Origin of the sequence: Aeromonas sp. s6 (assembly GCF_040907815.1) — a bacterium.
In the GTDB taxonomy this organism is placed as follows: Bacteria; Pseudomonadota; Gammaproteobacteria; order Enterobacterales; family Aeromonadaceae; genus Aeromonas; species Aeromonas caviae.
The window spans coordinates 16,079-30,660 of record NZ_JBFOCN010000124.1 but is presented as its reverse complement, the minus strand read 5'-3'; the positions used below and the strand labels follow the sequence as shown (position 1 = coordinate 30,660).

At 60.8% G+C, this 14,582-nt stretch carries 11 protein-coding genes; 5 read left to right on the top strand and 6 right to left on the bottom strand.

Translation table 11 applies throughout. The features are described 5' to 3' along the window. Nucleotides 1–529: 529 nt before the first annotated feature. Entirely contained in the window at nucleotides 530–1,726 is a 1,197-nt protein-coding gene (locus AB5Y50_RS21415; protein WP_069785085.1) for an NnrS family protein, read from the top strand. Here AB5Y50_RS21415 and AB5Y50_RS21410 read toward each other — a convergent pair whose 3' ends face one another. After that, complete coding sequence (locus tag AB5Y50_RS21410; RefSeq protein WP_069785086.1) at nucleotides 1,727–2,299, bottom strand: helix-turn-helix domain-containing protein; 573 nt, start codon at nucleotides 2,297–2,299, stop codon at nucleotides 1,727–1,729. A 113-nt stretch (nucleotides 2,300–2,412) separates the two neighbouring features. On the opposite strand from AB5Y50_RS21410, the gene AB5Y50_RS21405 reads away from it, so the two are divergent. Together AB5Y50_RS21405 and AB5Y50_RS21400 are read left to right on the top strand one after the other, a co-directional pair. Further along, on the top strand, nucleotides 2,413–3,564 hold the full coding sequence (locus tag AB5Y50_RS21405; protein WP_069785087.1) for a benzoate/H(+) symporter BenE family transporter: 1,152 nt from the start codon (nucleotides 2,413–2,415) through the stop codon (nucleotides 3,562–3,564). 147 nt (nucleotides 3,565–3,711) lie between these two features. Further along, nucleotides 3,712–4,776, top strand: coding sequence for a DUF3103 family protein (locus AB5Y50_RS21400; RefSeq protein ID WP_182935140.1), 1,065 nt, complete (start codon nucleotides 3,712–3,714; stop codon nucleotides 4,774–4,776). Nucleotides 4,777–4,839: 63 nt separating this feature from the next. Here AB5Y50_RS21400 and metF read toward each other — a convergent pair whose 3' ends face one another. Then, nucleotides 4,840–5,736: a methylenetetrahydrofolate reductase gene (gene metF / locus AB5Y50_RS21395; RefSeq protein ID WP_010674220.1), complete on the bottom strand. Its 897-nt coding sequence runs from the start codon at nucleotides 5,734–5,736 to the stop codon at nucleotides 4,840–4,842. A 327-nt stretch (nucleotides 5,737–6,063) separates the two neighbouring features. Between metF and AB5Y50_RS21390 the strand changes: the two genes are divergently transcribed. After that, nucleotides 6,064–6,855: a GNAT family N-acetyltransferase gene (locus AB5Y50_RS21390; RefSeq protein ID WP_069785089.1), complete on the top strand. Its 792-nt coding sequence runs from the start codon at nucleotides 6,064–6,066 to the stop codon at nucleotides 6,853–6,855. Between the two features lie 60 nt (nucleotides 6,856–6,915). Here AB5Y50_RS21390 and AB5Y50_RS21385 read toward each other — a convergent pair whose 3' ends face one another. From AB5Y50_RS21385 to AB5Y50_RS21375, 3 genes are all read right to left on the bottom strand, one after another. After that, the gene (locus AB5Y50_RS21385) at nucleotides 6,916–8,379 is read right to left on the bottom strand and encodes an extracellular solute-binding protein (protein ID WP_069785090.1); all 1,464 of its coding nucleotides are present in this window, start codon (nucleotides 8,377–8,379) and stop codon (nucleotides 6,916–6,918) included. Between the two features lie 8 nt (nucleotides 8,380–8,387). Next, a complete protein-coding gene (locus AB5Y50_RS21380) occupies nucleotides 8,388–10,367 on the bottom strand; it encodes a methyl-accepting chemotaxis protein (RefSeq protein ID WP_069785091.1) in 1,980 nt (659 codons plus the stop codon). A gap of 196 nt (nucleotides 10,368–10,563) precedes the next feature. After that, nucleotides 10,564–11,175 carry an OmpW family outer membrane protein gene (locus AB5Y50_RS21375; protein WP_010674216.1) on the bottom strand — a complete coding sequence of 204 codons (612 nt, stop codon included), beginning with the start codon at nucleotides 11,173–11,175 and terminating at the stop codon, nucleotides 10,564–10,566. Nucleotides 11,176–11,500: 325 nt separating this feature from the next. Here AB5Y50_RS21375 and AB5Y50_RS21370 point away from each other — a divergent pair, with 325 nt between their 5' ends. After that, on the top strand, nucleotides 11,501–11,626 hold the full coding sequence (locus AB5Y50_RS21370) for a hypothetical protein (protein ID WP_010674215.1): 126 nt from the start codon (nucleotides 11,501–11,503) through the stop codon (nucleotides 11,624–11,626). Between the two features lie 115 nt (nucleotides 11,627–11,741). On the opposite strand, the gene uvrA is transcribed toward AB5Y50_RS21370, so the two are convergent. Next, complete coding sequence (gene uvrA, locus AB5Y50_RS21365; protein ID WP_041211876.1) at nucleotides 11,742–14,570, bottom strand: excinuclease ABC subunit UvrA; 2,829 nt, start codon at nucleotides 14,568–14,570, stop codon at nucleotides 11,742–11,744. Between the last annotated feature and the right edge of the window lie 12 nt (nucleotides 14,571–14,582).

Below are 14,582 nucleotides of genomic sequence, written 5' to 3'. Positions count from 1 at the left end.
GCCATGATCAAACTCTTCAATTTAAGTTTGGTTGCCACTCTTTGTTACCAAGGAGTTGGCGGCTCAATGAATTGCTGAATTAACTGCTGCAACTTTCGTTGCTTTGGTCACTTCATCAGACATTGAAAATCAAAAATTGCTTTTGATGCTCGATGCTGTGAGTGCCCACACAGATTGCTTGATTCAAATTGTTAAAGAGCGTCACGCTTATCGCGTTGAGGAGGCGCATCTTACGCTCCTCACTTCGAAAGTCAAGCGGTTGTTTTCGCTTTTCTTTCGGCGCCACTTCCTAAGGAAGCTGGCTCATCAGTTCGGCGTGGTCCGCCGTGCTGGTAGGGGCGCATTATAGGGAGCCGCGCCGTGATGACAAGGGCTTTTTCACCGAAAAGAACCGTTCGCTCAGATATACAGCAAAGCGATTCTATTTCGTTCGCATCACCACCATCTCGGGCTGTCATTGGATTTAAATTGAACATTTGAAAAGCCACTTTATAATTGGCTTTTCAAATACTCAATTAAGGTTTCATTCATGCACCAGATCCTGGATAGCCGCAAAGAGGAGAGAATCGTTCCTCTGTTCCGCCTCGGGTTTCGGCCTTTCTTCCTGTTTGGCGCCTTGTTCTCGGCTTTGGCGATGCTGGGCTGGCTGGGGCAGCTCAACGGTTGGTTCGCTCTGCCCGGGATTGCCAACCCCATCTGGTGGCATGCACATGAAATGCTGTTCGGCTTTGGTGCCGCCATAGTGGCGGGTTTTCTGCTTACCGCCGTCCAGAACTGGACCGCTCACCCAGGTGTACGCGGTTGGCCGCTGGCACTGGTCGTGGGATTGTGGGCCACCCCGAGAGGCCTGCTCCCCTGGTTTGGAGAAAGCAATGTCACTCTGATGGTCATGGACCTGGCCTGGTTGCCCCTCTGTACGTGGTTTCTCGCCAGACCCATCATAGTGACGCGCCAGTGGCGCAATCTCTTTTTTGTTCCCCTGCTTCTCGTGTTGACCCTGCTCAATACCGCTTGCTGGCGGTGGCATGCCGAATGGCCATTGGTGGAACATATCCTGCTTGCAACCGTGCTCCTCTTCACGACCCTGATTGCCGTCATGGGAGGACGTGTCATTCCCTTCTTTACCGCCAGAGGCACTGGGGCGGAAAAAGCCCCCCCACTGCCGTGGCTGGAGCGCATTACCCTCGCGTCTCTGTGGCTCATCCTGCTGTTCTGGTTGGTGCTCCCGACACAGTGGGTCATCGGAATTCAGATGTTCCCTCTATATATAGTGGCGGCAGGGGCTCACCTCTACAGGCAGCTGCGCTGGCGACCCGGAACCACGTTGGCCCAGCCCCTGCTGTGGTCGCTTCACCTGGCCTACCTCTTTATCCCACTGGGGCTGACCGCCCTGGCGGCACGCACGGCTGGCTGGCCGATTGCCTTGTCACTGGCCAGCCATCTGTTCAGCGCGGGCAGCATGGGGGCCATGATCCTCGGGATGATAGCCCGTGTATCCCTCGGACACAGTGGCAGAGCCCTGCAGCTAGGACGCAGGATCACAGCGGCATTTGCACTGGTCATCCTGTCCGCACTGTTGCGGGTCTTGCTCCCCCTCTTTTGGCCAGACCTCACCCTCACGGGATGGAACCTCAGCGGATGGAGCTGGATTGCCGCCTACGGTCTCTTTGTCTGGGTCTATACCCCCATACTGACCAGTCCCAGGGCGGATGGCCGCCCCGGCTAATCATCGCGTGTCCATGACCGGATAGTGGATCAGATTGTGGAAGATGGCGGGAGCGACCCCAAGATTGCGATAGCCATGGGGACGGTCCGCCGCAAACCGGACGGCCTCACCCTGATCGAGGGAACGCCACGCCCCGTCAACCAGCACCTCCATCACACCGCTGATGACGATGACATGTTCGGTCACTCCGGGTTCATGGGGTTCTGACTCCCGCTGGTAGCCAGGTAGCAGGGTCAGTTCGAACAACTCGAAACCAAAGCGGGCCTCATAGGGGAAAAGCGGGGCAACCTGCATCCCCTCTCCCGCCGGCTGCTGTCGAATATCATCGGCAATACGGTATACCGTCTCTCCCTGTGCCGCTGGTGTCGGCTCAATGAAACTGGAGAAAGAGACCCGAAAACCGGTGGCAATCTTCCACAATGTTGCCACCGTCGGACTGGATTCACCTCGCTCGATCTGTCCCAGCATGGCCTTGCTCACCCCCGTTTCACGGGCGGCCATATCCAGGCTCCATCCTCTTTCAGTGCGCAGCCCTTTCAATCGCTGGGCCAGATAGCGACTCATCTCCTGCATCTGTTCTCCGATTTCTTCGAGCCATATTGTGCGCCATAACGCACAGCGTTATAGTCGAATCCACATTGTACGCAATAGCGCACAAGCTATCAGCATCCACAAGGAAGTTTCCCATGCCCCTAGCCCTCCCCCACATGGTCGCGGGACTCATCGCCGTATTGGTGGGTTACACGAGTTCTGTCGTCTTGATCATCCAGGCCGCCACGGCCGCCGGTGCCGGTGCAGCCCAGGTCTCTTCCTGGCTATGGACACTGGGTATCGGCATGGGGGTCAGCTGCATCGGCCTCTCCCTCTATTACCGGATGCCTGTCTTGACGGCCTGGTCTACCCCGGGTGCCGCCCTGCTCATCACCAGCCTGGGGAACTTCAGTCTGGCGGAGGCCATCGGCGCCTTCATCATCTCTTCACTGCTGGTCACCCTCTGCGGCATCAGCGGCTGGTTCGACAGGCTGATGCGCCACATTCCCGCCCCCCTGGCGGCCGCCATGCTGGCCGGAGTCTTGCTCAGGTTCGGGCTGGATCTCTTCAAGGTGGCACCGCAAGATCCTCTGCTGCTTGGCACCTTGCTACTGGCTTTCTTGCTGGGTCGCCACCTCTGGCCCCGCTACACCATGGTGCTGGTCCTGGCTGCCGGCATGCTGCTCTGCACCCTGAGGGGCGAGCTGCAACTCAACGAGGTTCACTGGCAACTTTCCACCCCGGTCTGGATCTCGCCAGCCTTTTCCATCGACGCCCTGCTCGGCATCGCACTCCCGCTCTTTCTCGTTACCATGACCTCGCAAAACATGCCGGGCATTGCCATCCTGCGCGCCCACGGCTATCAACCGGCCACTTCTTCCCTGATTGGCTGGACCGGATTCATCGGCGTGCTGCTGGCACCGTTTGGCGGCTATGCCTTCAATCTGGCCGCCATCACAGCCGCCATCTGCATGGGCAAGGAAGTGGATCACGATGTCACTCGACGCTGGCCTGCTGCCGTGTGGGCTGGATGTTTCTACCTGCTCACAGGCTGTTTCGGTGCCACCGTGGTTGCCCTGTTTAGCGCATTCCCTGCGGTGCTGGTCACCTGCGTGGCCGGGCTGGCGCTGCTCGGCACCATAGGCAGCAGCTTGCACAGCGCCTTGCAGCAGGACGAGGAGCGGGAAGCCGCGCTACTGACTTTCCTCGTGACTGCCTCGGGGATCACCCTGCTCGGGGTCGGGTCTGCCTGCTGGGGATTGCTGATCGGAGTGACATTGCATCAAGTCAACCGGCTCCGCGCCTGACCTGACCATCTGGGGAGACTCCAGTGAGACGCAGCACATAATCCTGAGAAGAGCGTTCACATATGAACCTTATTCCTTTCTAGTGACAAAACGGCGCAGATCCTTCCCGACAAGCGCCGTTGTCAGACTCAATACTGGAGAACGAAGATGAGGAATCAGGCTGTCATTTTATTACTGGCACTGCTGGGTGCCACCACGGCCCAGGCTGCCGACACCGATCGGGACCTGGCACGCCAGATCGCGCTGCAGCAGAAGAACCTGCTGCCGCTCCTGAACAATCAGGAATACCAGAGCCCGCTGCCCAACCTGCTGCCAAAGGCCAGCCCGCGCCTGAAGCGCCAGGCACGGGATGCCAACCAGGCGGCCATCAGTCGGCAAGGGCTGGATGGCGAGGTCAGGGAACTGATGCAACTGCGGCTGGCCAATCCGGATCAGGCGGATGCACTGCAACAAGGAGTGGAGCCACTGGTTGCCTACATACCAAGTGGTGACGAAAAGAGCTGGAGCGCCATCGAGGCGTTCGACAGCGCCGGCAGCCCGATCTATCTCGATGTGAACCAGCCGCCGGCGCGGCCGGTACTGGTGGTGGAGGCCGATCCGGTCAAAGCCAAGAATGCCGGCCTGAAGGTGATGCGAAAGGCGCTGGCTGCCGCCGACATGCAGGTGACGCCCCGTGCCACCAGCAACACCACGCCCCTCAAGACCAGCATTCTCAAGAAGATCAGGCTCAACGATGATCAGGAGCCCTGGCTGCTGGGCGCCGCCGAGGTCTATGCCGTCGTGGCCGGGGTCAATCCTGGCAGGGACGAGCCCGTGGTAGACATCGTCGACATGCCCTATCTCGACTACGACAACACCGACTACACCCCCAACCAGATCCTGGTCTATTGGGATCGCTACCGCTGGGGAGCCGTCGACGTGGTCATGATGGAGCAGGATGACAACGTCAATTACAAGGAGCTGAGTGCCCTCCTGATTGACGCACTCAAACTCGGCTTCACTGCGGGCGGCGTACCCGAGGCCCTGCCCTTCCTCGACCTCGGCGGTCGTATCGTCAAGGCACTTCCGGACTCCTGGATGACCAACAACGACGACTACCTCGACACCTTCTATACCCTGGAGCAGGACCAGAGCTATCACCAGTATCCCGGTGCTGCCGGCAATGCAGTCATCGATCTCGAGCCCAGGGAGATCCAGCCAACCCGGCCGTGACTGTCGCCCAAAACAAAAAGCCAATGAGAAGACTCATTGGCTTTTCTGTATCAGAGCCGCGGATCAGGCCTGACCTTTCGGCCTCACACCCAGTGTGTGACAGATGGCGTAGGTCAGCTCTGAGCGGTTCAGGGTATAGAAGTGGAAATCCTTCACCCCTTCCTGACTCAGCACACGCACTTGGTCGATGGCAATGCTGGCTCCCACCATGTTGCGCGTCATCTGATCGTTTTCCAGCCCTTCGAAACGCTGGTGCATCCAGCGCGGGATCTTCACGTTGGTGAAACCGGCAAACTTGGCCAGGGTCTGGTAGTTGGAGACCGGCAGTATCCCCGGCACGATCTCCGCATCGATACCGATGGCGGCGCAGCGATCCCGAAAACGCAGATAGGTCTCCACATCGAAGAAGAACTGGGTAATGGCCCGGTTGGCACCGGCATCTATCTTGCGCTTGAGGTTGAGCAGGTCGGATTGCGCACTGCGAGCCTCGGGGTGGCCTTCCGGATAGGCGGCGACCGAGATGTCGAAATCGGCTTCGGATTTCAGCAGGGCGACCAGATCGGTGGCATACATATCAGGCTTGTCGAGGCCGGGGGGCAAGTCTCCGCGCAGGGCCACGATGTGACGAATGCCGCTGTTCCAGTAGTCACGGGCAATGGTGCGCAACTCGTCACGGCTGGCGTCGATACAGGTCAGGTGCGGGGCGGCGATGAGCCCGGTGCGCTCCTTGATGTCCTTGATCACCTTGTGAGTGCGGTCACGGGTGCCCGAGTTGGCGCCATAGGTAACAGAGACGAATTTGGGCTCCAGCACCTGCAGGCGCTCGATGGACTGCCAGAGGGTGTTCTCCATCCCTTCGCTGTTGGGCGGGAAAAACTCGAAACTGACCGATATGTCGCCACCCAGATCCGCCAAACTCTGGTTGAGTGCCTCAACCTGACGCGCGCTGTGAAATCCCATCTGCTCTCTCCCTGTCCTGCAACCCATTCCTTCACGCCAAAACGGATGTTTGGACGTCTAAACGTCTTTCTATCTTTATGAGAAAACGGCTCAAAGTCAATACCGATTTGTCAGCGACAAGGGGGATTGCCGATTTTTTTATTTTGCAATTCAACCTAAGTAATGAGCGACCCCATCCCAAAATGCTGTCAGGCACGCTATGATGCGGGCGGATCGTCCTGGACGTTCTGAATCTGCGTGTGATTGTTTGGCCGGGTTTCCCGGCCTTTTTTTAACTTCTTTCCCCGCCTGCCGATAAGCAATTCAAGCGTTTGCAGGAGCCCCATCATGGAAGATCACCCCGGTTTTGCCACCGATCTGCTGTTCGATCGCTATCAGGGCGAGGTGACGGATCATGATGCGTTCTGGACCGTGCGCACCCCGGGCTCTCCAGACTACTACTTCGGCAACTACCTGTTGCTGCCCACCCCCCCAAGCGATCGTGACAAGGGCTGGCTCGAGGCCAGTTTCGACAGGCTGATTGGCTGGGACCCCCGTATCCGCCACCGCACCTTCCAGTGGCCCCTCGCCGCAGGCCAGAACAGCCGGATCGCCGGATTCGTGGCGGCGGGATACCAATACATGGAGTGCGTGGTACTGGCGCTGAGTGCAATGGAGTGGCAAGCCCCCACCGGCAGCGACCTGGCCCCGGCTCGCCCGTTCACCGCGGCGGACTGGGATCAGTGGCTCGCCTTCGAGCTGGCAGAGCGGGATCCCGCCCATTCGGAGGAGCGCTATCTTCCCTATCTCTTGTCACGCCGCCAGCTCTATCAGGCCATGATCGATGACGGGCTCGGACAGTGGTGGGGGTTATGGCACCAGGATCAACTGGTTGCCAGCTGCGGACTCTTCTTCACCGGCCCCCTGGGACGCTTTCAACTGGTGCGCACGCACGCAGAGTGGCGAAACCGGGGGCTCTGTCGTCTGTTGCTGAGCCAGGTCGCACGCCAGGGACTGGTACGGGCCAGTTCGCTCATCATAGTGGCAGACGAGCACTATCACGCCCAGCGGGTCTATCGCGCTCTGGGTTTCGTGCCGGTGGCCCGTATTGGCAGCCTGTGCCGCTGGCCACGGGAATGACAGGTCATCACGCAGATGCAAAACGGGAGGCCAAGGCCTCCCGTTTTGCATGGTGAACCATCAGGGCTGTGCCCCCTCCAGTTCGCTGGCGAGCGCCTCCTCCACTTCGGCAGGAGGCGCTGGAGCGACGGCTCCGGACACCGGTACTGACGGAGGCTGGGTTGCGCTCGCTCCGGAGGGAGCTTGTCCATCCGGCACCACAGGTGCAGCAGGCTCGGTCCCGATGGCACCCGACACAGGGACGGCAGGCACGCTCGCCTCACACTGACACTCCTGTCCCTTGCCCTGGTTGCCCTGATGGGGGGCATACCACCCTTTCAACCCCTGTTCCAGGCGATCGGCCGCCGCCTTGGGTGCCACTGTTCCCAGCAATACCTGCTGGCTCACCTCGGCCAGTTCATCCCCGAGCTTGGGAGTGCCTCGGGAGAGGATCTGGGCGGCAACCCGGATGGTGGAATCGCACTGATCCCGCCACTCCATCATCTCTCTGGCCGCCGGATTGGTGGCTTCAAAGAAGTGGTTGGAGAGCGAGAAGAAGCCGGGCAGCGAGTTGGTATAGAGCTCGGCAAACTGGGGAGTGGTCAGCCACTGCAGGAAGGTCATGGCGGCCTCCTTGTTCTTGCTGGCCGGATTCATCCCCATACCGATGTCGGTGTGATCGGTGAAGAAACAGCCATCCCCCTGCTTTGCCACGGGCGGGCGCATGACACCGAAGTCCACCTTGCCGGTGAAGGGGGCGATCTCCCAGGATCCCGCCGCATAGAAGGCAGCCTTGCCCGAGGTGAACAGCTCGTTGGTGGTGGCGTAGTCGCGGCTCTCACCCCCCTCCCCCAGGTAGTCACGCCAGCGGGCCAGCTCCTCGAACACCTTGACGTATTGCGGGTTGTTGAAGCGCTCCTGGCCCCCGATCAGCGCCAATCGACCATCCTCCCCCTTCCAGTAGTTGGGGCCTATGTTCTGGAAACCGAGCTCGGAGGCAACCCAGCTCTCCGAGCCGCTCACGGCGAGGGGAACATAGCGACCATCCGCCTTCACCTTGTCCAGGGCTGCGAAGAATGCCTCGCGGGTCTGGGGTACCGTCAGCCCCAGCTCACTGAATATCTTCTTGTTGTAGAAGAAGCCGTGAATCACCGATGCCATGGGTACGCAGAAAGTCTGGGCGCCGCTGTCGGTCTGCCAGGGGGATTGGGCAAAGCTCGGGAAGTTCTCCATCCCCGCCATCTCGCTTAGCTCCACCAGATGGCCCGCCTTGAACAGGGCCAGGGAGTCGTCAAACGGGCGGCAGGTGATGAGATCCCCCGCCTTGCCCGCCTTGAGGCTGGCCCAGAGGGTCGGCATGTACTCGACGTTCTGCACCCCGTTGAATTTCACCTGAATACCCGGGTGGGCGGCCTCGAAAGCAGGAATGATCTTCTGTTCCCACAAGGCCTTGTCATCTATGCGCCAGCTCTCTATCACCAGCTCGCTGGCCATCAGCTGGCCACACAACAGGAGACTCAGGGCCCCGATCCACTTGTTAGCCATAAGTCCTCCTACACCTTGAAATGGGCGATCAATTGCTGCTGCTTGGCGACCAGATCCGCCAGCACCTCACTGCTGCTGGCCGATTCCCGTGCCTCCCGCTCGGTCTCGTAAGCCACATCCGCAATGCCGGCGACATGACGGGCAACCCCCTGACTCACGGAGATCTGTTCCTGGGCGGCATGAGCCACCTGATCCGCCATCGCCTTGATGGCACTCATCCGCTCGGCAATGGATTGCAGCGCCTCGTCCATCACCCGGGTCTGGGCCACGCAATCCTGGGTCTGCTCCTGGCTGCGTGCCATCACGGCCACCACGTGCTTGCTGGAACTTTGCAGGTTCTCGATCATGGCCTGGATCTCCTCGGTCGAGGTCTGGGTCCGGTTCGCCAGTGCCCGCACCTCGTCCGCCACCACCGCGAAGCCGCGACCGGCGTCCCCCGCCCGGGCCGCCTCGATGGCCGCGTTCAGCGCCAGCAGGTTGGTCTGCTCGGCGATGCTGCGGATCACGTCGAGGATGCTGCCGATGTTGTCGCTGAATTCCCCCAGCTTGTGGGTGATGCCGACCGCCTCTTCCATGGCACCCGCCAGTTGTTCGGTGATCTGGCGCGTAGTCGCCACCTGTTTGCGTCCGGCGCGGGCCTCTTCGTCCGCCAGGTCCACCTCACGCTTGGTGCCGTCGGTGGAGCGCGCCACCTCGGTCGCACTCACCTCCAGCTCGGTGATGGCGGCAGCCACCTGATCGGTCTGGCTCTTCTGATCCTGCACCCGTGACATGGCCCGCTCGCTTATCTCGGCGGCGCGGCTCGCCTCGTCCACCAGATGGCGCGAGCCGGCATTGATCTGGGCGAGCAGCTCGCCGGTCTTGTCTGCCAGGGTATTGATGGAGCGGGTCAGGCTGCCAAACTCGCAGCGGCTCTGGTAGTCGATGCGCCGGGTCATGTCACCCGTGGCCATGCGATCCAGCTCCCGATCGATGAGTTGCAGCGGACGCTGAATGCTGCGGGCCGTGGTGTAACCGATGAGGAGCGCGGCGGCCGCGGAGATGGCAGACACGATCAGGATCCAGGCGCTGGCGCTGCTGACGGCGTCATCCGCCCCGACCCGGCTCGCGCTGGCAATGCCGCCCGCCGATTTGGCCATCTCGTCCAGCAGCGCCAGGCTGTTGACCAGACTGGTGTCGAGCTGCTGGTTCAGGGACTGCAGCGAGGCCGCCAGTTGCTGGCCATTGCGCATGGTCGCCAGCAACCCTTTCGGGCCGAGGGCCAGCTCCTGCATCCGATCGAGGTTGACGATGAAACGCTGCCTCACGTCATCGGGCACCTGCACCCGTTCGAGCCGTTTGCGTGCCATCTCGATATCCTTGCCGAGCACCTTCTCCAATTCATTGAGATCGGTCTTGGCATCGGCCCGGCGGATGTTTTTCAGATCCCGGGCAATGCCGGAGGTGATGAGTTCGGCCTTGTTGCGCATGGAGCGTTTGCTCGCGGTCTGCTGCAGCAACAGATCGGCGGCCCACTGGTAGGTATCTTCCAGCCGGATGAACGCCAGCTCCAGTTCATGGCGCCGATCGAGTGCGGCCACCCACTGACCGTGCTGGGTCAGCACCTGATCCGCCAACCCGTAGAACTCGCGGGTCGCCCCGTCGACCTGGCGGAACCGCTCGCTCGCCTCCGCCACCCCGTCAAACCGGGCCATCTCCTTGCTCTGGGCCAGGAAACGCTCCTGCTGCGCCTTGAACTGGCTGGCCAGTTGCGGCAACTGGGCCGCCTCCTCGCTGGTTCTGTAGGTGAGCACCCAGCGGTTGCTGTCCTGCAGTGCGCCCTTGAGCCCGGCGACCGCGATCACCAGGGGGGTGGCACGATCAGAAACCTGGGAAAGCCCCTCGTTGATCCCCCGGATCTTCAAGATACTGATGAAGCCGAGCAGAACCAGCAACAACAGCATCAGCACGAAGCCGGCGATGATCCGCTGCACAATAGATAAACCCATGGAGGCATCCTCACTCGTTGGGGAAAGGGGTGAATGCCGAGGTTATCGGCAGCGGGATGCAATGGAATAGCGGTTCGTGACGCGATGGCGGGCCAGATCACAGTTGGCGTGACATGGCAGGCAGAAAAGGGCCCGAACAGAGCCGGGCCAAAGAGACATGCTTGTTGTCATGGCCGTGCACCGGCCACGTTTGTCATCAGAAGCGGTAACCGACGCCGAACATGAAGGCCACCGGATCGATGGAGGTGTTGATGGTGCCCACGGCGGTATGCACATCGGTATCGATGTCGATGAGCCAAGCAGAGGCGTTGACGAACCAGCGGTCATTGATCGCCATGTCCAGGCCCACCTGACCCGCCATCCCCCAGGAGGAGTCCACGCTCACATCCGTCCCCGCCAGGGCACCGCGCCCTTCCTCGTCGAAGAAGGTGGTGTAGTTGATACCGGCCCCCACATAGGGGCGCACCTTGCTGTTGGCATCACCGAAGTAGTACTGCGCCATCAGGGTCGGCGGCAGGTGTTTGACCTTGGCGACCTCACCCAGGCCGGCAGTCGACACCGAGTGGGAGAAGGGGGTCGCGGCCAGCAGCTCGACACCCCAGTTGTCCGTCAACATGTAGGAGAGGGTCAGGCCAAGCTGCATGTTGCTGTCGATCTCCAGCTCGCCCGTCCCCAGCACGTTGTCACTGCTGGTCTGGGGAGAGACGAACGCCAGGCCACCACGGACCAGGATGTCACCGGCCTGATGTGCCATGGCGACGGGGGAAGCAAAAGCGGCTGCGATTAACAGAGGAAGGATCTTTTTCATCACATTATTCCTTTTTTGTTTTCTTTCTATGTTGCAAGCCCGAAAACTATAAAAGGATGTGAATGGCCGGTTATTGATTTAGCTCAATAGTTATCAAGAAATAGATAGATGTACACGGCAGCTTTGATTGGGCAGTCAAACCGCAGATGAAAATAAAAAGTCATTCAAATACATGACGATACCTTAAATTACCGCATCATCATGAAACGTAAAATACCAATTAAATACACCTTAAACACCTTCATATCACCTTTCAATTGTTGTTTAATTATGCCACGGGGCGTATTTTATTAATGCGATGTAACCATGCTGTAATTTGAATTTTATGAAGCCACAGACACGCAAAGACAAAATTCTCGGCATTCTTGCCGCCATCTGGGGGATAGGTTCCTTCCTCTTCATTCTGCTGGGTTTCCTGTTCGCCCTCGCCTTCCTGATGCTGACACACTGAGTCTGCCGGACGAGTCCCTCTTTTCTCCCTCTCATCCCTGGCCGGGCGCCAGATCGGCGCACCTCGCCACCGGCCAACAAAAAAGGGGCCCTGGCCCCTTTTTCTCGAGTGACGCTTATTTCTCCAGTAGAGGAGCGAGGAAGCGCGCCGTGTGGGACTCCTTGCAACGGCTCATCTCCTCAGGCGTCCCCGTTACCAGGATGCGGCCACCACCGGCGCCCCCCTCAGGCCCCAGATCGACGATCCAGTCGGCGGTTTTGATGACGTCCAGGTTGTGCTCGATGATGACGATGGTGTTGCCCCGATCCCGCAGTTGGTGCAGTACCTTGAGCAACTGCTGGATATCGTGGAAGTGCAGCCCCGTGGTCGGTTCGTCCAGGATGTAGAGGGTCTGGCCGGTGTCCCGCTTGGAGAGCTCCCGCGCCAGCTTGACCCGCTGCGCCTCGCCGCCAGAGAGCGTGGTGGCGGACTGACCGAGCCGGATGTAGGAGAGGCCCACGTCCATCAGGGTCTGCAGCTTGCGCGCCACCGCCGGCACCGGATCGAAGAAGGCACGGGCATCTTCCACCGTCATCTCGAGGATTTCGTGGATGTTCTTGCCCTTGTACTTCACCTCCAGGGTCTCGCGGTTGTAGCGCTTGCCCTTGCAGACGTCGCACGGCACGTAGACGTCCGGCAGGAAGTGCATCTCCACCTTGATGACCCCGTCCCCCTGGCACGCCTCGCAGCGCCCCCCCTTCACGTTGAAGGAGAAGCGGCCCGGCTGGTAGCCACGGGAACGCGCCTCCTGGGTGCCGGAGAGCAGCTCGCGGATCGGGGTGAACAGGCCGGTGTAGGTGGCCGGGTTGGAGCGCGGGGTGCGGCCGATGGGGCTCTGGTCGATATCCACCACCTTGTCCAGATGCTCCAGCCCTTCGACGCTGCGATAGGGCGCAGGCGTGGACTCGGTGGCCTTGTTCAGCTCGCGGTGGGCGATGCGGAACAGGGTGTCGTTGATCAGGGTCGACTTGCCGGAACCGGAGACGCCGGTGACGCAGGTCATCACTCCGATGGGCAGATCCAGGTTGACGTTGCGCAGGTTGTTGCCGCTCGCCCCTTTCAATTTCAGCCACTTGCCGGTGAGCGGGGTGCGCTCGGCCGGGATGGCGATCTGCTTGCGCCCGGAGAGGTAGTCACCGGTCAGGGACTCGGGGTTCGCGATGATCTCCTCCGGCGTCCCCTGGGCGACGATGGCACCGCCGTGCACGCCAGCCCCCGGGCCGATGTCGAGCACATGGTCGGCGAGGCGAATGGCATCCTCATCGTGCTCCACCACGATCACGGTGTTGCCGAGATCACGCAGGTGAGTCAGGGTCTTGAGCAGCCGCTCGTTGTCACGCTGATGCAGACCGATGGAGGGCTCGTCCAGCACGTACATGACCCCCACCAGGCCAGCCCCGATCTGGCTGGCCAGCCGGATCCGCTGCGCCTCGCCACCGGAGAGGGTCTCTGCACTGCGCGACAGGCTCAGATAGTTGAGGCCGACGTTCACCAGGAAGCCGAGCCGCTCGACGATCTCCTTGAGGATCTTGTCCGCTATCTGGGCACGCTGACCGGACAGGTTCAACCCTTCGAAGAAGGCCAGGGCATCGCCGATGGACTGCTCGGCGATGGCGGGCAGGTTGCGATTGTCCACGAAAACGTGGCGGGCTTCTTCCCGCAGTCGGCTGCCACCGCAACTGGTACAGGACTTGTTGGCAATGTATTTGGCCAGCTCTTCCCGCACCGCGTTGGATTCGGTCTCCCGGTAACGGCGCTCCATGTTGTGCAAAATCCCCTCGAACGGGTGCTTGCGCACCACCACGTCGCCGCGGTCATTCATGTAGCGGAACTCGATCTCGGTGCGCCCGGAGCCGCGCAGGATCACCTCCTGGGTCTTGAGCGGCAGATCCTCCCAGGGGCTCTCCAGGTCGAACTTGTAGTGATCGGCCAGGGATTTGAGCATCTGGAAGTAGTAGAAGCTGCGCTTGTCCCAACCACGGATGGCGCCGCCGGCCAGGCTCTGGCCCGGATCATGGATGAGCTTGGCGGGATCGAAATACTGCTGCACCCCGAGACCATCACAGGTGGGGCAGGCCCCCGCCGGGTTGTTGAAGGAGAAGATCCGGGGCTCCAGCTCCGACATGGAGTAACCGCACTCGGGGCAGGCGAAGTTGGCGGAGAAGGTCATGGGGGCAACCCCATCCTCCCCGTCCATCGGCACCACCAGCACGATGCCGCCGGAGAGAGTCAGCGCCGTTTCGAACGATTCGGCCAGGCGCAGGGCCAGGTCATCGCGCACCTTGAATCTGTCCACCACCACCTCGATGGTGTGCTTCTTGTGCAGCTCCAGCGCGGGAGGATCCGACAGATCGCACACCTCGCCGTCGATGCGGGCGCGGATGTAACCCTGGGCCGCCAGGTTCTCCAGCAGCTTGGTGTGCTCCCCCTTGCGGTTGCGCACCACGGGGGCCAGCAGCATCAGCTTGGCGCCTTCGGGCTGGGCCAGCACCTGATCCACCATCTGGCTGATGGTCTGGGCCGCGAGCGGAATGGCGTGGGTCGGGCAGCGTGGCTCGCCGACCCGGGCGAACAGCAGCCGCAGGTAGTCGTAAATCTCGGTGATGGTGCCGACGGTCGAGCGCGGGTTGTGGGAGGTGGACTTCTGCTCGATGGAGATGGCAGGCGACAGCCCCTCGATGTGGTCCACGTCCGGCTTCTCCATCAGGGAGAGGAACTGGCGGGCATAGGCGGAAAGCGATTCCACATAGCGGCGCTGCCCCTCGGCATAGAGGGTATCGAACGCCAGGGAGGATTTGCCCGAACCGGACAGGCCGGTCACCACGATCAGCTTGTCACGTGGCAGGATCAGGTTGATGTTCTTGAGGTTGTGGGTGCGGGCACCCCGGATCACGATTTTTTCCATCTTGTTGCGCGC

Bases quoted from the DNA above. Each gene is read 5' to 3' on its own strand.
- AB5Y50_RS21415 (WP_069785085.1), top strand. From the start codon at position 530: ATGCACCAGATCCTGGATAGCCGCAAAGAGGAGAGAATCGTTCCTCTG.
- AB5Y50_RS21410 (WP_069785086.1), bottom strand. From the start codon at position 2,299: ATGCAGGAGATGAGTCGCTATCTGGCCCAGCGATTGAAAGGGCTGCGC.
- AB5Y50_RS21405 (WP_069785087.1), top strand. From the start codon at position 2,413: ATGCCCCTAGCCCTCCCCCACATGGTCGCGGGACTCATCGCCGTATTG.
- AB5Y50_RS21400 (WP_182935140.1), top strand. From the start codon at position 3,712: ATGAGGAATCAGGCTGTCATTTTATTACTGGCACTGCTGGGTGCCACC.
- metF (WP_010674220.1), bottom strand. From the start codon at position 5,736: ATGGGATTTCACAGCGCGCGTCAGGTTGAGGCACTCAACCAGAGTTTG.
- AB5Y50_RS21390 (WP_069785089.1), top strand. From the start codon at position 6,064: ATGGAAGATCACCCCGGTTTTGCCACCGATCTGCTGTTCGATCGCTAT.
- AB5Y50_RS21385 (WP_069785090.1), bottom strand. From the start codon at position 8,379: ATGGCTAACAAGTGGATCGGGGCCCTGAGTCTCCTGTTGTGTGGCCAG.
- AB5Y50_RS21380 (WP_069785091.1), bottom strand. From the start codon at position 10,367: ATGGGTTTATCTATTGTGCAGCGGATCATCGCCGGCTTCGTGCTGATG.
- AB5Y50_RS21375 (WP_010674216.1), bottom strand. From the start codon at position 11,175: ATGAAAAAGATCCTTCCTCTGTTAATCGCAGCCGCTTTTGCTTCCCCC.
- AB5Y50_RS21370 (WP_010674215.1), top strand. From the start codon at position 11,501: ATGAAGCCACAGACACGCAAAGACAAAATTCTCGGCATTCTTGCCGCC.
- uvrA (WP_041211876.1), bottom strand. From the start codon at position 14,570: ATGGAAAAAATCGTGATCCGGGGTGCCCGCACCCACAACCTCAAGAAC.